The organism is Stutzerimonas chloritidismutans (assembly GCF_038562055.1).
GTDB classification, from domain to species: Bacteria; Pseudomonadota; Gammaproteobacteria; order Pseudomonadales; family Pseudomonadaceae; genus Stutzerimonas; species Stutzerimonas chloritidismutans_A.
On the sequence record NZ_JBCFXD010000012.1, the window covers coordinates 20,372 to 38,500 of the forward strand.

At 62.0% G+C, this 18,129-nt stretch carries 21 protein-coding genes; 4 read left to right on the plus strand and 17 right to left on the minus strand.

The features are described from left to right. Positions 1 to 152 precede the first annotated feature (152 nt). From AAGW23_RS17085 to AAGW23_RS17165, 17 genes are all read right to left on the minus strand, one after another. Complete coding sequence (locus AAGW23_RS17085; protein WP_342407536.1) at positions 153 to 1,064, minus strand: OmpA family protein; 912 nt, start codon at positions 1,062 to 1,064, stop codon at positions 153 to 155. After that, positions 1,061 to 1,933 (minus strand): flagellar motor stator protein MotA, encoded by an 873-nt coding sequence (gene motA, locus AAGW23_RS17090; RefSeq protein ID WP_342407537.1) that lies wholly within the window; start codon positions 1,931 to 1,933, stop codon positions 1,061 to 1,063. The genes AAGW23_RS17085 and motA overlap by 4 nt, the downstream gene beginning before the upstream one ends. A 2-nt stretch (positions 1,934 to 1,935) precedes the next feature. After that, positions 1,936 to 2,670: a FliA/WhiG family RNA polymerase sigma factor gene (locus AAGW23_RS17095; RefSeq protein WP_342407538.1), complete on the minus strand. Its 735-nt coding sequence runs from the start codon at positions 2,668 to 2,670 to the stop codon at positions 1,936 to 1,938. Between the two features lie 10 nt (positions 2,671 to 2,680). Next, positions 2,681 to 3,142 (minus strand): flagellar basal body-associated FliL family protein, encoded by a 462-nt coding sequence (locus AAGW23_RS17100; RefSeq protein WP_342407539.1) that lies wholly within the window; start codon positions 3,140 to 3,142, stop codon positions 2,681 to 2,683. Positions 3,143 to 3,178: 36 nt separating this feature from the next. Continuing rightward, a complete protein-coding gene (locus AAGW23_RS17105; RefSeq protein WP_342407540.1) occupies positions 3,179 to 4,366 on the minus strand; it encodes a flagellar hook-length control protein FliK in 1,188 nt (395 codons plus the stop codon). Next, on the minus strand, positions 4,363 to 4,686 hold the full coding sequence (locus tag AAGW23_RS17110; RefSeq protein ID WP_342407541.1) for a hypothetical protein: 324 nt from the start codon (positions 4,684 to 4,686) through the stop codon (positions 4,363 to 4,365). Before AAGW23_RS17110 ends, AAGW23_RS17105 begins: the two co-directional genes overlap by 4 nt. Continuing rightward, a complete protein-coding gene (fliS, locus tag AAGW23_RS17115; RefSeq protein WP_342407542.1) occupies positions 4,670 to 5,068 on the minus strand; it encodes a flagellar export chaperone FliS in 399 nt (132 codons plus the stop codon). Before fliS ends, AAGW23_RS17110 begins: the two co-directional genes overlap by 17 nt. Next, complete coding sequence (gene fliD, locus AAGW23_RS17120; RefSeq protein ID WP_342407543.1) at positions 5,065 to 6,372, minus strand: flagellar filament capping protein FliD; 1,308 nt, start codon at positions 6,370 to 6,372, stop codon at positions 5,065 to 5,067. Before fliD ends, fliS begins: the two co-directional genes overlap by 4 nt. A 376-nt stretch (positions 6,373 to 6,748) precedes the next feature. After that, the gene (locus tag AAGW23_RS17125) at positions 6,749 to 7,189 is read right to left on the minus strand and encodes a flagellar protein FlgN (RefSeq protein ID WP_342407544.1); all 441 of its coding nucleotides are present in this window, start codon (positions 7,187 to 7,189) and stop codon (positions 6,749 to 6,751) included. Beyond that, complete coding sequence (flgM, locus tag AAGW23_RS17130) at positions 7,186 to 7,461, minus strand: flagellar biosynthesis anti-sigma factor FlgM (RefSeq protein ID WP_342407545.1); 276 nt, start codon at positions 7,459 to 7,461, stop codon at positions 7,186 to 7,188. Before flgM ends, AAGW23_RS17125 begins: the two co-directional genes overlap by 4 nt. A gap of 131 nt (positions 7,462 to 7,592) precedes the next feature. Continuing rightward, a complete protein-coding gene (locus AAGW23_RS17135; protein WP_046163481.1) occupies positions 7,593 to 8,018 on the minus strand; it encodes a flagellar FliJ family protein in 426 nt (141 codons plus the stop codon). Further along, complete coding sequence (gene fliI, locus AAGW23_RS17140; protein ID WP_342407546.1) at positions 8,015 to 9,346, minus strand: flagellar protein export ATPase FliI; 1,332 nt, start codon at positions 9,344 to 9,346, stop codon at positions 8,015 to 8,017. Before fliI ends, AAGW23_RS17135 begins: the two co-directional genes overlap by 4 nt. Position 9,347: 1 nt before the next feature. Beyond that, on the minus strand, positions 9,348 to 10,046 hold the full coding sequence (fliH, locus tag AAGW23_RS17145; RefSeq protein WP_342407547.1) for a flagellar assembly protein FliH: 699 nt from the start codon (positions 10,044 to 10,046) through the stop codon (positions 9,348 to 9,350). Between the two features lie 6 nt (positions 10,047 to 10,052). After that, entirely contained in the window at positions 10,053 to 11,120 is a 1,068-nt protein-coding gene (locus tag AAGW23_RS17150) for a FliG C-terminal domain-containing protein (RefSeq protein ID WP_342407548.1), read from the minus strand. Continuing rightward, positions 11,092 to 12,771, minus strand: coding sequence for a flagellar basal-body MS-ring/collar protein FliF (gene fliF, locus AAGW23_RS17155; protein ID WP_342407549.1), 1,680 nt, complete (start codon positions 12,769 to 12,771; stop codon positions 11,092 to 11,094). Before fliF ends, AAGW23_RS17150 begins: the two co-directional genes overlap by 29 nt. A 20-nt stretch (positions 12,772 to 12,791) precedes the next feature. After that, positions 12,792 to 13,112, minus strand: coding sequence for a flagellar hook-basal body complex protein FliE (locus AAGW23_RS17160; RefSeq protein WP_342407550.1), 321 nt, complete (start codon positions 13,110 to 13,112; stop codon positions 12,792 to 12,794). Positions 13,113 to 13,134: 22 nt separating this feature from the next. Next, on the minus strand, positions 13,135 to 14,520 hold the full coding sequence (locus AAGW23_RS17165) for a sigma-54 dependent transcriptional regulator (protein ID WP_342407632.1): 1,386 nt from the start codon (positions 14,518 to 14,520) through the stop codon (positions 13,135 to 13,137). A gap of 435 nt (positions 14,521 to 14,955) precedes the next feature. On the opposite strand from AAGW23_RS17165, the gene AAGW23_RS17170 reads away from it, so the two are divergent. The 4 genes from AAGW23_RS17170 to AAGW23_RS17185 all read left to right on the plus strand — a co-directional run bounded on the left by AAGW23_RS17170 (position 14,956) and on the right by AAGW23_RS17185 (position 18,119). Continuing rightward, positions 14,956 to 15,795 (plus strand): FliM/FliN family flagellar motor C-terminal domain-containing protein, encoded by an 840-nt coding sequence (locus tag AAGW23_RS17170; RefSeq protein ID WP_342407551.1) that lies wholly within the window; start codon positions 14,956 to 14,958, stop codon positions 15,793 to 15,795. Next, positions 15,792 to 16,163: a flagellar motor switch protein FliN gene (fliN, locus tag AAGW23_RS17175; protein WP_342407552.1), complete on the plus strand. Its 372-nt coding sequence runs from the start codon at positions 15,792 to 15,794 to the stop codon at positions 16,161 to 16,163. Before AAGW23_RS17170 ends, fliN begins: the two co-directional genes overlap by 4 nt. Then, positions 16,160 to 16,915, plus strand: a complete 756-nt coding sequence (gene fliP, locus AAGW23_RS17180) for a flagellar type III secretion system pore protein FliP (protein ID WP_342407553.1) — start codon at positions 16,160 to 16,162, stop codon at positions 16,913 to 16,915. The genes fliN and fliP overlap by 4 nt, the downstream gene beginning before the upstream one ends. A gap of 931 nt (positions 16,916 to 17,846) precedes the next feature. Beyond that, a complete protein-coding gene (locus AAGW23_RS17185) occupies positions 17,847 to 18,119 on the plus strand; it encodes a flagellar biosynthetic protein FliQ (protein ID WP_342407554.1) in 273 nt (90 codons plus the stop codon). Positions 18,120 to 18,129 lie beyond the last annotated feature (10 nt).

An 18,129-nucleotide genomic window follows, 5' to 3' on the forward strand; every position in this document is an offset into this window, starting at 1 on the left:
CGAACGGCATACCTGCTGGATCCTATCCCGAGATGGTATTCCGTATTCCGGGCCAGCCATCGGCCGATCCTGCAGGAGCGAGCTTGCTCCCGGTGCAAGGTTAAGTGACCCGCTCCACAGGCGGTCATTCGCGCCCACCGCCCGCAAACTAATTAGTCCGCGGACGCTCCGCTATAGCTCGCTCCGCTCTCGGAGAAGCGCACCTTGCCGTAGCTGTCACCGAATAATTCCTTGTACAGCGCTTCGGCCGAAGCGGTGAGCAAGAGAATCTCCACCCGGCGATTAGCACCGTTCTGCGGATCTTCGGGCTGCAGCGGCATGACGTCAGCCTGGGCCGTCACCTGCAGCACCGCACGCTCACCGAGACCGGCGTAGACCAGTGCATTGCGGGCGCGCAAGGCGCGGTCGCCAGAGAGGTTCCAGTTGTTGTAACCGTTCTTCTGCCGATAGGGCGTGGCGTCGGTATGGCCGCTAATGATCAGCTTGTTATCGACCTTTACCAGCACGCCGGCGAGCACGCCCAGCAGCTTCTGAAAATGCGGGTTGAGCGTCGCGCTACCGCGCTGAAACATGAAGCGCTGCTGGTCGTCCTTGATCAGGATGCGCAGCCCCTGCGGAACCACGTCCACTTCCAGATTCGCTAACGCATCGACTTCGCTGGCGACCTCACGCATCAACTCAGCGAGCTTTTTCAGCTCTTCGGTCGAACCGTAGTTATGGCTGCCGTCCTGGTCGGTTTTTCCGTCCATGCGGTCGGTTTCGTCGGCCTGTGGCGGGCGCACCGGCACGCCGTCGAGTTCCAGCGGTGAGGTGCTGGTGCCGTCGAAGATACCCGCACCGCCATCGACCAGCGGATTACTCTCCATCTCACCGTAGGACGGGTTGGTCTGATTCATCTGCGGCTGGATGATCCACAGCACCATGAACAGCGCCATCATCGCCAGGGTGAAGTCGGCAAAGGCCACTTTCCAGGCACCGCCGTGCTCATCGTCGTGGCCTTTCTTGCCGCGGCGTTTGATGATGATCTCGTGCTCGCCGCCTTTGTTCTTGTCCCGGCTCCTCATGCGGCGTCCCTTTCTTCCTCATACTGGGTCACCCAATTTTCCAGTTGGCGGAAGGCCGGCTTGACGTCCTGCTCGATCAGCTTTCGACCCGCGTCGACCGCCAGCAGTGTCGGCTTGCCGGCCACGTGGGCGACGAGGGTGGTGCGCACGCATTCGAGCGCCGAGAGCTCGGTCTTGATCCGCTGGCTCATGGCGTTGGACAGCGGGTCCATCAGGCAGTAGCAAAAGAAGATGCCGAGGAAGGTACCGACCAGCGCTGCCGCTACGTGAGCACCGATTTCCGCGACGCTGCCGCCGATGCTGCCCATGGTGATGATGATGCCCATGATCGCTGCGAGGATGCCGAAGCCGGGCATGGCTTCGCCGATCTTGTGCAATGAGCGCGCCGGCTGCAGCAGGGCGTGCTCCATGGCTTCGAGTTCCTGCTCAAGAAAGCCTTCCAGCTCGTGAGCGCTGATCTTGCCCATCGCCATCAGCCGGAAATTGTCGGCGATAAAGGCCATCAGGTTCTTTTCCTGCAGGATCAGCGGGTAGCGAACGAACAGATCGCTCTGCTCCGGCTCCTCGATATGCGAATCGAGCACCTTGAGGCCGCCAACGTCGACCATTTCCAGCAGTTCGTAGAGCAGCATCAGCAACTGGCGCTGAAACTCCTCACCACGACGCTGGTAGGAGAAGACGCCCTTGATCTGATGCAGCATCTCGATCAGGACTTCCTTGGGGTTGCCCACGACCAGACTGCCGAGCGCGGCGCCGAGAATGATGACCACCTCGGCCGGTTGCCAGAGCATGCGCATGTCGCCATTCGCCATGGCGTAGCCGCCCAGCACGCAGCCGATGATGATGAAGGCGCCTATTACTTTCTGCATGACTACTGACTTCTCTCGGTTAGGAATCGACAGGCCTTGCCGATCGCCTGTTTGCTCAGCTGACAGACCCGGGCGTCGCTGACTTCCAGCACCAGGGCGATTTCTTTCAGGCTCAGTTCGTGCTGGTAATAAAGCGTCAGCACCAAGCGCTCACGCTCATCCAGCCGTGCCAGCGCCTGCGCCAGCACGCGCTCCTTGATCAGACGTTCCTCGAACAGTTCGGCAGTGTCCGGGAAATGTTCATGGCCGCTCTGCAACAGCTCGTCGAGGCTCTCGATGGCCTCTGATGAATCCGCACAAAGGAACGCCTGGTATTCCTTTTCATCGAGACCGGTGTGGGCCTTGATTTCCTCGTCGCTGGGTTCGTGGCCCAGCTGTCGCGACAGCTCGCGGATCGCATCGCGCACCTTGTGTGCCTGTTGGCGCACCTGGCGCGGACGCCAGTCCTGGCGGCGCAACTCATCGAGAATCGCGCCACGAATACGCAGGGACGCAAACTTGCCGAAGCCTTCGTCCGGCTCGCCGTAACGACGCAAGCCTTCGAGCAACCCCATCAGGCCGATCTGCTCCATGTCCTCGCGGTCGAGCACCTGGTTGGCCTGCAGTGACAGCTGGCGAACGATGCGTTTGACCAGCGGCAGGTACTGCATCAGCCAGCGCTGCTCGACCGCCGGCGCGAACACCGAAGGGGCAGCAGGCGTAGCGCCGTAGTAGTCGATGGGGCAAGTGGCGCTCATGGCGGGGCCTTTACTGCACGATCAGCTTGTTGACCAGCACGTGCTCGAAGGGCACCGCTGCATTCTTGCTGGCGAAGTCGGCGAAGAGCGCCTTCTCCAGCCGCTCCTGCAACTCGCCGATCTTCAACCCACGCAATTCATCGAAAGGCAGGGACGACAGGTAGCCCACCACCGAGTTACGCACGATGGGCTCGGCCTGCTCGAACTTCGGCGGCTCGTCAGATACCTCCGCCTGCAGCGCCAGGTCCAGCACGAAATAGTGCTCACGTCCGTCGCCGCGCACGCTGACGATGACTTTCTGCACCGGGAAGAACACGTATTCCGAGGGCTCGACCGGTTCGGCCTCCGCGACTTCCTCCGGACTGCTGCCTTGCAGGCCGGGCTTGAGCAGCCAGTAGCTGGCGCCCACGCCACCGGCAACGGTCAGGACGTTGAGCAACAGCATCAGCAGAACAATACGGGGCGTCGACATAACACACTCACAAATGGCTAATTAGGTTGAATCGGCTCAGACGGTTACCAGGACGTCCTGGGCCCGGGCACTTTCCCGTTCCGGCGCCTGCTCCTGCGGTCGGGCCGCCAGAGGTGTTTCTTCCCCTGCCGGCACCGGGCGTTGGCGCTGCTGGCCCTGCTGACCGCCGCCGTCGGCGCCGACCTGCACGTTGACCTGGACGAAATGCTGACCCACCAGCTCCTGGCGCAGACGTTCACTGGTCTGCTGCAGCAGGCGCGCCACATCGGCATTCGCCGCGGACAGGTGCACGTTGAGCCGGCCTGACTCGTGGCTGAGCAGGATTTCCATGCTGCCCAGTTCCGGCGGATCGAGGCGGATGGTGGCGCTCTGGATCTTCTGCTGGATTTGCAGATCGACGTTTTCGCGCAAGGCGTGGAGCATCTGCTCGCCCCACTTGGCTTCGGGTGCCTGCAATTTCAGCGCACGATCAGCCGTTTGCAGCGGTGTGGCTTGCCCGCGCTCGACCGTTGCGGCCAGAGGGTCTCCGGCCTCCACGGGCTCGGCCGCCTCCAGCAGCGATTCCAGCGCGGCGGTCGGCAAAGCGTCAACCGGCGGGGCTGTGACGCCGGCAGGTTGCGCGATGCCCATTTCGCCAGTGGGCTTGATCATGGCCACCGCCAAAGGGCTGATCTCTACAGCGCGGCGCTGGAGACCGGCGGCCATCAAGGTGTTGTCCAGCGGCTCGGCTCGATGCGCCACGGAAACCGCCTGGGGAAGCGGGGGCAGCCCCGACAACCCGGCAAACAGCGCGTCGGCATCGGTTGTACTGGTGTCCGGCAGGACCTGTTGCGCCGGCCCGGACAAGGTGCCCGCTTGCGCGGCGTCACGCGCCTGAATCTCTGCTACTTGCTGATCCAGCATGCCCAGCAGCCATTGTTCAGGGGTCAGTTCCTGAGGTGTTTCGCTGCCCTGGCTGGCACTGCCGCCGGCCTTCAGCACCTGGCCCTGCTCGGCGGCCAACAGCGGCAGTGGGCCTTGCAGCGCGGTGGCAGGAATATCGGAAGACAGATCGTCACCTGCGCTCGATGCCAGCAGCATGCGCTCGCCGAATCCGCGTATGGGATCGCCAGCCATGGCCCGACCGGCAGTGGCCTGCCCGCCCTGGCCCACACGCGCCGCAACCGGCACTGCGGACTCGCCACCGGCTGTCGCCCGCGTTGCTGAAATCGATTGGATCATCATCCCCTGTCTCCGCCTTGGAACATGTCAATGCGCTGGTAGGCGGCACGGCCTTCGGCGTGCTCAAGGTGGTTCAACAGCAGCAGGCGCAGACGCTCGCACTCTTCGGCGCAGGCTTGCAGACCCTCTCCGTGGAGCTGCTTGAGGCGGCTCTTGGCCGCGTGCGTCGGTTCGTCCAGTTCAAGCCGAACGGCAAGCGTTTCGAGACACTGACGGATCGCCGCATCAACCGTGGCCACGGCAGTCCAGTCATTGCTCTGCAACGCCGCCTGCAATTCGCCGTGCAGCGCCATCAGGCGCTCGCTGTCACTTACGGGCGGCACTGACGCCCTCCCAGCCCTCGCGGAGAACCCCGAGCAGGTTGGTCACTTCGTCCAGCCCTTCCAGCGACAGCGACACGCTGACGTCCGAGAGGCGGTAGATGCAGTATTCATAGAGGCGCGACAGCCCCTGAACCACCTCGCCGCCGCCCTCTTCATCGAGCGCACCGTTGAGACCGTTGAGGATGTTCATGCATTTTTCCAGCGATACGCCCTTCTGCTGGTAACGCTTGTGTTCGATGTGGCCGCGGGCGCGAGCCAGCTCGTCCAGCAGGCCGTCCATCAGCACCAGCACCAGTTCGTAGGGCGAAGCCGAGGCGGCACGCGCCTCGAGGTCTACCGAGCGGTAGCTGTCATAACTGTCGTTGGGGTGATAGCTGTTCATGAGAACAATCCGTTAGCTTGCGATGTGGTGGGCATCGAGAACATTCCGCTGGTCTGCTCCATGCTCTGCATGGTCTGCATCATGCTGGTGAACTGCCGCAGGTAGCGGCTGTAATGGGTGTCGTACTGCTGCTGGAGCGTCTCGAACTGCTCGTCGATGCGGCGCAGGCTCATGTCCAGCGTGTCCATGCGGTTCTTCAGCAGGCCATTGGTGCTGCTGGTGTAGCTGGCAACAGTCTTGTCCATGCTGTCGAGCAGCTTGTCGGTGCCGGTGAACAGCTCCTCGAAGCCCGCTGGATCATTGGCGACAGCCGCTTCGAAACGCTTGGCATCGATGGTCAGCTTGCCGTTACGGTCGGCGCTGATGCCGAATTCGATCAGGCTCTTGCCGCCGAAGTCGGCTCGCAACAGGCTGTTGAGGCGGCTTTCGATGGAGCGCACGCTCGAGTCGCCGGCCAGTGCGCCGCGTTTCGCACTGTCGCCACCACTGGCGGTCAGCGAATCGAAACTGGTCATCAGCGCATTGAAGGCGTCGATAAAGGTCTGCGCCTTGGCCTGAGTGCCGGCTTTGTCCTGGCCCACGGTGACGGTCAACGGCGTGTCAGTCGCCGCATGCGTCTTGCTCACGGTCAGGCTTACGCCGTCGATGACGTCGGTAAAGGTGTTGCTGGCGCTGGTCAGCTCGATGCCGCCCGCGCCATAGCTGCCACCCAGACGGACCATCGCGTCCTGGGCAGTCGATAGCTCGGTCGTGGTCACGGCCGCGTTGCCCGTCATGTTGAGACTGAAGGCATTGGCGGCGCCGGTTTGCTCGCTGCTGACTACCAAGCTGACCGCGCCGTTGCTGCGCACCAGGGTCGCTTGCACACCGAGACCGGCGTCATTGATCGCCGTGGCGGCATCGCCCAGCGTGGCGTATTGGCTCAGGTCGAACGATTGGGCATTCAGCGTCAGGGTGCCGCTCAGGCTGCCATCGACCAGGCCCTGTACCGCGACCTGCTGCTTGCTGGCCAGGCGCTCGACGAAGAAGTCATAGGTACCTGCCTTTGCGGTCGTGCCCACTGTGGCCGTGGCGTAACCCTCCTGGCTGAAGGTTGCGCTGTTGGTCAGCATGCTCGACGTGCTGCTGTTGAGCTTGGTGATGGCGGATTTGAAAGTCGTCATCGACGTGCGCAGCGAATTCAGCGCGTCACGCTGGGCCTTGTAGCGGGACTCGTTGCGATTAAGCCGATCCAGCGAAGACTGAACTTCGTAGGTCGCCAGTTGCGTCGACATCTGCTGTACGTAATCAGAATTTATAGCCATTACCATCCCCTCTTGCTGTTTCTAGAGCAGATTGCATGCCAGGTCGCAAACGCCCGTACTACGGGCATTAGAGCTAACGGAATGCAGAAAAAAGGCTTCCGCACCGCGACAGGACGAGGAAACGGGGAAGCACCGTTTCCGCCTCGACGAAGGGCGAAGCATCTGTCTGTAAAGGCGACGTCAGGAGTGAGGTAGTTAAAGGCTAAACCGAAAAGGATTAATTCCTCGGCGGCGACGATAGGTCTTTCGCGGCAAAGTGCCTCTAACAAGCCGTCGTGATGGGGATCGCTGTGGGCGTGGGGAGAGAGAAGGATGTAGCGGCAGGAGCTAACGGGAGCTGAGAATCCGCCAAAACGCGGACGAATGTCTTTGCGCCTCAGTAGGCCTGCGGCGAATAGAGCCGTGCATCCTGCCCACCGGCGAGCAGCTGCTGAAGGATGTCGTGATGCATCGCGAGCAGCTTACCGTTGTGCTCGTTGAATTGCTGACACTGCACAGCGAGATCACCGACTTGCCGCCAATGCTGCTGAAGGGAATCACCGCGCTCACCCGTGCAGCTGGACAGCAGGCGGCGCATGCCAGCACCCGAGTTTTCCAGACCGAAAGCGGCCAGCACCTTGCTGCGTCGCTGGGCGCGCGCGGCAATGGCTTCGACACGCACGGTGATCTGCAGGTTGATGCGATCGATCTCCGGCACGTCGCGTTCGAGCAGACGCCCGTAGAGCGCCTGCATCAGCTCGCGCAAGGCGAGGTAGTCGCCGCAGTCCTGCTGGAGGTCGTCATCGACGACTGCCAGCAGCTTATCGCGCTGGCTCACGCATCGTTTCCGCGGTGGTAGCTGAGCATGCTGCTGGCCAGATCACCCACGTCGGCAGTGATCTCGCCGCGCTGCAGCGCTTGCTTGATGGCCGCCACCCGGTCCAGATCGACCTCGGGCATGGCGCGCAGGGCGTCGTGCATCTGCTCCAACGGCAGGCTTGCGGCCGGACGCGCAGCAGGTTGGGTCGTGGGGCGCGCGCTGGCCGGACGCGCCGAAGCGGTATCGGTGGGTATTGCAATGGCGGGCTTGAACTGCCGGCTGATTTCCATGATTTCGTTCCAACTCAGTGGTTACTGCCAAACAAGCGACCGCTAAGGCGGAAACCTTAAATGTTTTTTACTGGGGCTGACAGGCGGACCGTCTGACGCCTTCCCCAAACACCGTGTTAAGGCACTTAACATCAGGCGATTTGATTGCGCCACCAGGTCTGCGCCGCCAGGCCGTCCTGAATCTTCTGTTCTTGCGCCATCAACAGTTGCTGCCACTGCTGCATCTTGGCCTCGATCACATGCTCGACCACCTTCTCGCTGCGCATGGCCTGCAGCAGCTCCTGCTGAATGCGCGTCAGCGCCTGCTCGGCCACCGCCAGTTCACGGCGCTGCAACTCGACCATCTTGTACAGCGTGGCCTTGTAGCGCTGCTGGTTGTCGCGCTGCAGTGGGGTGCTCATCGGCACACTAAAGCCGCACAGGCGGCTCAACCCGGTGATGTTGTTGCGATAGCGCTGGCAAAGGTTCTGCTGGTACTGAACCTGCCCGAGCATCTGCTTGACCCGGTTGCCACGCAGGCTGGCCAGGCGCGTGAGCGTTTCGATCTGCTGCTTCATGGCTGTTTGATGATGCTCTGCAGGATGGTGAGACTGGTTTCCAGCTCCGCGGCCTCGCCCACTTCCTGGCGCAGAAAGCGCTCGATGGTGGGAGCCAGCTTCACCGCGCGGTCAGTCTTGGGGTCCGCGCCCGGGCTGTAGCCACCCAGCGGGATCAACTCCTTGATCTTCTCGTAGGTGCTGTAAAACTCCTTGAGCTGGCGCGCCGCGCCGAGATGCGGCGGCTGCCCAACCTGGCTCATGCAGCGGCTGACTGAGGCGCAGATGTCGATGGCCGGGTAATGCCCGGCATCGGCCAAGCGACGTGACAGGACGATGTGTCCGTCAAGAATCGCCCGTGCGCAATCGACAATCGGGTCCTGCTGGTCGTCGCCTTCGGCCAGTACGGTGTACAGCGCACTCAGGCTGCCATTGTCGTTGGCACCGTTGCCGGCGCTCTCCACCAGTTCCGGCAGCATGCCAAACACCGACGGTGGATAGCCCTTGGTGGCTGGCGGCTCGCCAAGGGCCAGGGCGATTTCGCGCTGGGCCATGGCGTAGCGGGTCAGCGAATCAACCAGCAACAACACATCGTTGCCCTGATCGCGGAAATAAGCAGCGATGCTGTGGCACAGCTCGGTGGCCTTGAGGCGCATCAGCGGCGATTCGTTGGCCGGCGCCACCACCACCACGGCCTTCTTCAGGCCCTCTTCGCCCAGCGAGTGCAGCAGGAACTCCTGTACCTCGCGCCCGCGCTCACCGATCAGCCCGACCACCACGACGTCGGCCTTGGTCTGGCGAGTGATCATGCCCAGCAGCACGCTCTTGCCCACTCCGGAACCGGCGAACAGGCCGACGCGCTGGCCTTTGCCGAGGGTGAGCATGGCATTGATCGCCCGCACGCCGACGTCCAGCGGCTCACTGACCGGCTTGCGCTTGAGCGGATTGACCGACGGAAGTTCGGTGGGCAGCGGATCGCGCCCGCTGAGCTTGCCCATTTCGTCCAGTGGCTCGCCGAGCCCATTCACCACGCGTCCCAGCCAGGATTCGTCGATATGCAGCTTGGCGTCATCCGGCGCCGGAAATACCCGCGAGCCGGACGTCAGCCCCACCGGTTTCTTGAAGGGCATCAGGTAGGTGATGTCGCGGTTGAAGCCCACCACCTGCGCTTCGAGCATGCTGCCGTCGCCCTGTTCGACGAAGCAGCGCTGGCCGGTCATGCGCTGGCAACCGAGGCTTTCCAAGAGCATGCCGGAGACACGCACCAGCCGACCGCTGACCTTCGCCAGCTGCACCGTGTCCAGCGAGCGCAACGCCTCGTCGAGCCGGAAGCTCTCGCGCAGGGACATGTCAGGCTTCCGCCCTGATGTGCTCGCCCAGGGTGTCCATGCATGAGTCAAGGCGCTGCTGGCAACCGATATCGGCTTCGGCCTGCGCCGTGATCACGCGGCACTCACCGAGCGCAAGCTTCTCATCCGGCACCAGACGCCAGGCCGCCGCACGCTCGGGTGCCAGCTCCTTGATCCGGGTGCATTCCTCGGGGTTGAGCAGAATGCGTACGTCTTCCTGATCACCCGGCATAGCCGCCAGCGCTTCCTCAGCCAGGGTCAGCAACTGCGTCGGATGCAGGGTCAGTTCACAACGAATCACCTGCTTGGAAACCTTCTGCACCAGCTCCAGCAGTTGCTCGCGACGCGCCTGTTCGAATTCCTGTCGGAAGTGCTCGAAGCGCTCGACCAATTCATCCATAGGACGGGCCGCTTCGTCGAAGGCGCGACGCCCCATAACACGGCCTTCTTCGCGCCCAATCGCCTTGCCGTCCTCGATACCGCGCTCGAAACCTTCGCGATGACCGGCCTCACGCCCCTGCTCCAGGCCCTGTTCGTAGCCCTTGTCGATGCCCTCCTGAAAGCCATCGGCCACGGCGCGCTGCAGTGCCGCCGGGTCACCGGCCATGCTGTCGGCCAGTTCAGCTGCGCTGCGCACGCGGGGCGGGAAGCGGAACGGACGCCAGGAGCGGCCTTCACCCTTGATGATCTTGATGCTCATCGGCGTTTACTCGACGGTCTGTTCGCGGAACAGCTGAACCTGCAGGTCGCCTTCGTTGGACATGTCCCGGACCACGGCCATGATGTCCTTGCGCACCTGCTCCACCCGCGACAGCGGTACAGGGCCCTGGCGACGGTTGATCGACTCCATCTGCTGCGCTTGCCGCTTGGGCAGCGCACCCTGGATGGCATTGACCAGCGCCGGCTCGGCACCCTTGAGCGCAACCACCCACTCTTCCAGCGGGATCACTTCCAGCAGTGTCTGCAGCACGTCCTGGTTCTGCCGGGACAGAATGAAGAAGTCGTACATTTCATCTTCGATCTTGCCGACCAGCTCTTCGTTGTGCGCGCGCAGCAATTCGAACATCTGGTCTCGGTTGCCCTTGAAGCGGTTCATGATGTCTGCGGCCTGCTTGACGCCACGCACCTGTGAACCCTGGTTCGTGAGCACTTGCAGGCTGCGATCAATCAGCTGCTCCAGCTCGGCGATCACATCGCTGTTGACCTCGCTCAGGTTGGCGATGCGGTACAACAGCTCGTCCTGACGCTCGGCCGGCATGCACTCGAGCACGTCGGTGGCCATGCCCGGCGGCAGGAAGGCGAGGAACACCGCTTGCATCTGCGCGTGCTCCTTGGCGATCAGCGCAGCAAATTGCTTGGGGTCGAGCCACTCCATCTTCGCCATCTTGGCGCGAATTTCTTCGCCGTAGATGGAATCGAGCAGCGAACGGGTGATGTCGCCACCCAGCGCCTTGCCGAGCATGCCGGACAGGTAGGTGCGCGAGGCCCCCTTAATGCTGCTCTGCTCCTTGTAGTCATCGAAGAAGCGGCTGATCACATCGGAGACCATCGGTTGCTTGACGTTGGACAGACGCGCCATCGCCTGGCTGATGCTGATGATTTCCTCGCGGGAGAAGTTGCGCAGGATGCCGGCCGAAATGTCATCGCCCATGCTCAGCATGAGGATGGCCGCCTGGTCCAGCGAACTCACCGAGCGCAACTGCACCGGGCGCGCCTTGATTTCCTTGCTTGAGCCGGTGACCGACTCAGCTGGCTGGGTTGAGGTCTCTTTCATTGCGGCCTATCCAGTGCTTGATGACTTCCGAAACGCGCTCCGGGTCGTTCTTGGCGAGCATCTGCAGATGCTCGATCTGTAGCTCCAGCCCCGAACCGGGCGCTGGCAGGCGAATTTCCGAAAGCGGATTGAGTTCGCCGAATACGTGGATGCCGTCGCCACTGGGCCTTGGGCTGGCCAATGCCGCGCGGGTCTCGGCCTCGATGGGCAGCGGTCCTGGCGCAGCCGCCAGGGTGCCTTCCAGTGCAACCGGATCCTTTTCGGCTGGCGCGTTGCGCTGGGTCAGGCTGCGAACAGCCGGACGTACCACGATCAACAACAGCAGCAGCGCGATCAGGCCGGCCACGCCGAGCTTGGCCAAGGCGTGCACTTGATTGTTTTCCCACCACGGCACTTCTTCAGTGACGGTTTCAACAGCGGCGAAGGGCAGCACGCTGAGGGTCAGCAGGTCGCCACGCGCTTCCTTGAAACCGACGGCGCTGCGCACCATGGCCTCGAGCTCGGCGCGGGCCTCGTCGCTCCAGCCACCTTCGGGCGCAGCGGCAGCGTTGAGCACCACCGCTACGCTCTGCTGGCGCAGGGTGAAACCGGCATGCTTTACATGGATCACGCTCTGGTCGTAGTCCAGCTGGCGGGTGGATTCCTCGCGCAGGGAGGTCGCGCCCTTGGTCTCGCCCGGCACCGCCTTGGGCTCTTCGCCTTCTTTCGGTGGGGCAACGGGGCGGTTGGCCAGCGAGCCGGGAATGCCCAGCGCCAGCTGATCGAGCGCGCTTTCGTTGCTCAGCACCTCGCGACGCAAACGTGGGGTTTCGCCATAGGACTGCAGCGTCTCTTCCTTCTGGCTGAAATCGATGTCGGCCGCAACGCTGATGCGGTAGTTGCCGCTGCCCAGTACCGGTGCCAACACTTCTTCAATGTTGGCTACCGCCTTCTGCTGGTAGTCCTCCACCGCGCCCCAGTTCTGCGCCGGCCCACCGCCGACATTCAAGCCGCGCGACAGCAGGGCGCCGTACTGGTCGACCACGCCAACATCTTCGGGCTTGAGGTTGGGCACGCTGCCGGCCACCAGATTGATGATGGCGCCAACCTGATCGGCACCCAGCTTGTAGCCGGGCTCGAGCTGCAGCATCACCGACGCCGTGCTCGGGGCACGCTTGCTGACCACAAAGGAGCTGTTCTCCTCCTGCGCCAGGTGCACGCGAGCATGCTGAATGCCCTTGAGCGACATCACGGTGCGCGCCAGCTCGCCTTCCAGGCTACGCTTGAGACGCACGTCCTGAACGAACTGGCTGGTGCCCAGCGGCTCTTCCTTGTCGAACAGCTCGTAGCCGGCCGGCAGGGCAACTTTCACACCCTTGGCGGCAAGCAGCATGCGCGCCTGGGACAGCTGGTCCTCACGCACCAGAATCTGGCCACTCTGCGGGTGGATGCGGTATTGCACAGCCTCGGCATCGAGCACCTGCATCACCTCGGCGACCGGGAAGGCCTCACCGGCGCCATGCAGCGGGCGGAACGACCCGTTGTCGCGCCACAGGTAAAAGGCCACGGCGACCGCCAGCGCGGCGGCAATCACTGCCATGCCGGCGAGCATTACCCGCGGGTCGAGCTGGAGGCCGCCGGCAGGCAGCTTGCTTTTGATTTTCTGCAGCACGTCTTAGCTCTCACGCCGGATCAAAGCGGCGTTCTCATGACGTCGTCAAACGCCGTGGTCAGTTTGTTGCGCACCTGCAGCAACGCGGAAAACGACACGCTGGCTTTCTGGCTGTCGATCATCGCGCCCACCAGATCGTCGCTCTTTCCGCTGTCCACCGCGGCCATGGCAGCGCCAGCCTGGTGTTGCTGAGCATCGACTGAACGCATCGCCGCCATGAACAGCCCACCCGCATCGGGTGCTGACTGTTCAGCCGGCTTGATGACCGTGCCACTGGCGACATCCTGAAGCTGCTGCATCCGGCCCAGCAGATCCTGCTGCACCTGAGTGATTGAACTCATCGCTGGCTCTCCCTTGTAAAACTCAGAAATTCAGCTCGATGCCCTGCTCACGCATGGCATTGAGGCGATAGCGCAACGCGCGCGAGGTCATGCCGAGGCTGGCCGCCGCCTTGGTCTTGTGCCCATCGAACTTGCGGATGGTGTCGATCACGTGCTGGTACTCGGCCCACTTGCCACTGGCGCGCAGGGCGGCTTTGCCGGACTCGACCGTGGGCAGCGGCAGCCGCTCGGTACGCGCTTCGGCTTGCGGCGGTGCGGCCAGCCCGAGGTCCTGCGGCTGGATGAACAGGCCGTTGCGCAACACCAGGGCGCGCTGCACGGTGTTTTCCAGTTCGCGGGCGTTGCCCGGCCAGTCGTGCTGCAGCAGCGCGCGGCAGGCATCGCTGGTGAACAGTTCTTCACCGGCCTCCTGCGGCGCGTACTTGGCCACGAAGCGGCGAGCCAGTGGCAGCACGTCTTCCTTGCGCTCACGCAGCGGGCTGATGTGCAGCGGCAGCACGTCGAGACGGAACATCAGGTCGGCACGGAAACGCCCTTCGGCAACTTCCACCTGCAGGTCGCGGTTGGTAGCCGCGATGATGCGCACGTTGAGTTCGATTTCCTTGCGCCCGCCGAGGCGCTCCACACGCTGCTCCTGCAGCACACGCAGCAGCTTGGCTTGCAGCCCCAGCGGCAGCTCGCCGATTTCATCAAGCAGCAGCGTGCCACCGTTGGCCAGTTCGAACTTGCCCGGCTGTGCGGCCACCGCGCCGGTAAAGGCGCCCTTCTCATGGCCGAACAGAATCGATTCAAGCATCTGCTCCGGGATCGCCGCGCAGTTCACTGCGATGAAAGGCGCCTCGGCGCTGGACGAGAAGCGGTGGATGTAGCGCGCCATCAGCTCCTTGCCGGTGCCGGTTTCACCGGTGATCAGAATCGGCGCCCGGGTCAGCGATACCCGCTGAGCCATGGCCAGCAGGCGGCGGCCAGCCTGGGAACAGGAGACGAAACTTTCCTGCGCGGCGTCAGCGAATTCCTGGCGACGCAACAAGGCGCTCAATTGGCTTTCGCTGAATGGCGACAACAAGTAGTCGACACACCCCAGCTCAAGTAAGGCGGCGGCCTTTTCCTGATCGGCGTACTGCACGACAGGGATAACACTGACGGAGCGGCCTCGACGAATCAGTGAATCGACCTGCGTATATAGAGTTGGCTGTTGCATACCGCTGATCACGATAAAAACCAGCGACGTGCCCTTCAACGCGGCGTTATCCAGATCATTCAGATCGGCATATGAAAATACCGCGCAACCTTCCTTGCGGAGTCCCGCTTCAAGAAACTCGCAACCCGCCTCTGCGGGATTTCCGACAATAAGTATTTTCTTGCGCGCCGGCGCTGGAGCGAATAGCTCTTCGCGGGAGTAGTTCATTGCATGACTGACACTATTCAATGTGACCACCTTGGCGCTGTTACGCCTGTTGCTCGAGCACAACGCCGGATTCGCTAAAAAATTATTTAAGTCTTTCGGAACTTTTGTCGCCCTGCCTGTCCAACTTTCCGAACGAGACAGGTAACTGCAGCCGACTCTTCCGAAACAATTGCGCGCACGCTAACAAGCCCGCCCGGAACCGCCCAATCAGTTCCGCTAAAATTAAATCAATTGCTCATAGCTGATCTCAAAAAAGATCAATTGATACCTATTGATTTAATCCTCCCTCGCGCCCAAGCCTAGACTGGCGGCACGCTAGAGCCGTGCCCGTGATCTCAGGCATCGCACACCCGCCCTGGCCAAACCTTCTTCTGCTTATTCCCGTGCGACAGGTCCGTGCCCGCCGTGCAAGAACCAGGAAATACCGCTCACAACATGTCTGGCAATTCAAAAGTCCACCATGGCGTGCCCGCCCAAAGCCTGACTGTTTTGAAACCGCAGAAGCTTGGCCGGCATCATCACAAGATTCCGCAGTTCATCAAGGAAACCACCAACAAGAACCCACGCTTGATGGGCGATTACTTCTTGCGCAATTACCGGATCAGCCTCGAGCTGAGCAAGGTGGACGTTCAAGAACCGGCAAAAAAAACGCCGGAATGCATTTATCGGTCGCCGATGGGCAAGGTCGGTTTTTCAATTGATCGGGCACTGCTCACCGAGGCACTCGAGTGCTATTACGGCGGAACCATAGTGCCCAGTCAGGAAGCACCGCCGATCAGTACATCCGAACAACGGATGCGTGATCGACTGGGTCTTGATCTGACTTATATTTTTGCTCGCTCAATATTATCCGGCGACACGTTCGGCGAACTTGAGCGCTATGAAAATGATTACGAAGAAACCACTTGGGAATATGTCGCCGAGTTCGAGTACATCAGCCACCTGACCCATAGCCGCTCGTCGATTTTCATTCATCTGGACACCGATCTGGTCGATGAACTGACCAGTCGCCTGGCCGGCCCGGTGCCTGCTCGGCTGACTGGCAACCCGGTCGATCACATCAAGCACCTGCCGGTACGCCTGGACTGCGTAGTCGCCTCGGTACAAATGCCGTTGTCGCAAGTGCTTGCTCTGCAGCTCAACGACATTCTCATGGTACGCCCGCTGGATCGGTACGAGGTGCGCATCAACCAGCAGAAGCTCTTCCGGGGGACTGTCTTCGAAGAAGACGGCGCCTTGTTCCTCACTTCACTTGAAAGCGTGAAATCCCAATGACCGGTCAACTGTCCGACAACGAATTCGAGAACCTCATCAACGAGGGCGACCTGAGCCTCGACGGCTCTGACGAGCCAGCCGCTGCACCGGCCCCACAGCCCCAGGCACCGCGTCAGGACCTGAGCTTCTTCGGCAAGATCCCGGTCAACGTCACCCTGGAAGTGGCCTCGGCGGAAATTTCGCTGAAAGAACTGATGGAGTGCGACACCAGCAGCGTCATCGTGCTCGACAAGGTGGCCGGCGAGCCGCTGGACGTGAAGGTCAATGGCACCCTGTTCGCCAAGGCGGAAGTGGTCGTGATGAACGGCAGCTACGGCCTACGCATCGTCGAACTGTCCGGTGTCGGTCTGGACGCGCTGACGCAATGAAGCTGCGCCGCGGGCTGTCGCTGCTGTGCCTGTTGCTGATCAGCCTGTTCCCGCTGGCAGCCCAGGCTGCCGGCGGCGAAATTACCCTGTTCAACCTGAACGATACGGAGAACGGCCAGGAATTCAGCATCAAGCTGCAGATCCTGATCATCATGACGCTGCTGGGCTTCCTGCCGGCCATGCTGATGATGATGACCTGCTTCACCCGCTTCATCATCGTGCTGGCCATCCTGCGCCAGGCCATCGGCCTGCAGCAGAGCCCGCCAAATCAGGTGCTGATCGGCATCGCACTGATCGTCACGCTGCTGGTGATGCGCCCGGTGTGGCAGGAAATCCACAGCGCCGCTTTTGAGCCTTTCCAGAACGACGAAATCAGCCTGGAGCAGGCGCTCGACGTTTCCAAAGCCAGCCTTTCAGGTTTCATGCTGGCGCAGACCAACAAGACCTCGCTGGAGACCATGGTGTCGCTGGCCGGCGAGGAAGTGCCGGAGAACCTCGACGACCTGGACTTCTCGCTGTTGCTGCCGGCGTTTGTGCTGAGCGAGCTGAAGACGGCGTTTCAGCTGGGCTTCATGATCTTCGTGCCGTTTCTGGTGATCGACCTGGTGGTGGCCAGCGTGCTGATGGCGATGGGCATGATGATGCTGTCGCCGATGATGATTTCGCTGCCGTTCAAGCTGATGGTGTTTGTGTTGGTGGATGGGTGGGCGTTGTTGATGGGGACCCTGACCACCAGTATTCAGCCGTTTTAGGGGACGCCGTGATGAGTCATCGTTCCCCCTATGCCTCAGCCGGTGAACGCTCTATCGCTTTTCGTAGGAGCGTAGGGGGACGCCTAGTCTTTGCTCGCGATCAGGGGCTGGCGCAGGCCTTCGTGCACGACGCCGCGCTTTCCTCGACTGGGACTACAGGTTGCGCCTTGCACGGCGCGTCACTTTTTCTTGTGTGGCCAAGAAAAAGTAACCAAAAAGAAGGCCACCCCTACATCCGGGTTTTGCTGCGCAAAACTTCCCTCGCTCCGGCGCTGCTCCGGGGGGCGTCGCGAAGCGACATTCATGTCCCATCGCTCCTCGCTCGGCATCCATGCCTCGCGACCCCCTACGCAACGCCTACGCTCGGCCTCCTGAAGGGGACTCGGGACCGAGTCGTCTGGAAGTTCTCGAACAGCGACAGCAACAAAGCGCTTCAACCTTTGGCAGGCTTCGTAGGGTGGAAAACTGCAAAGCATTTTCCACCGCAATCGACGCTGCAATCGGTATCGAATTATGCCGACAAAAACCGGTGGGTAAGCTTCGCGTTACCCACCCTACGTTTAGCTCCTGCAACCGCTTCGTTGCACGGCCCCTCAGACACCATCGATCCGCCCCTTTCAGGAGGCCAAGCGCAGGTGGCGTGGAAGGGGTTGAGCGGCATGGATGCCGCGAGAGCGGCGTTGGGCCATGGATGGCCCGTCGCCGCGGGCCCCTGGAACGTCACCGGAGCGAGGGAACCCCGGCGCAGCCGGGGCCGGATGCAGGGGCAAGACCTTTTGGTTCCTTTTGGGGCGACTGCCAAAAGGGACTCGGCCAGCAGGGCGAAACCACTGCCCCAGCCAACTAAAACAAGCAGCCATTGCACCCGAGGCCAAAGCCACCACCGGCTCGCCGCGGCCTGTAGCGGCTGCATCGCCTTCCAGGTGCTCCCATGCTAACCCCCGACACCGCCGTCAACATCGTCTCCAACGCCATTCACGTCATCGTGATGGTGGTCTGCGTGCTGGTGGTGCCGAGCCTGCTCGGCGGCCTGCTGATCAGCATTTTCCAGGCAGCCACCCAAATCAACGAACAGATGTTGAGCTTCCTCCCCCGCCTGCTGATCACCCTCGGCATGCTGGTGTTCGCCGGGCACTGGATCCTGCGCACCTTCAGCGACCTGTTCATCGAAACCTTCACCCAAGCCGGGCGGCTGGTCGGTTAGCCGTGGGCAA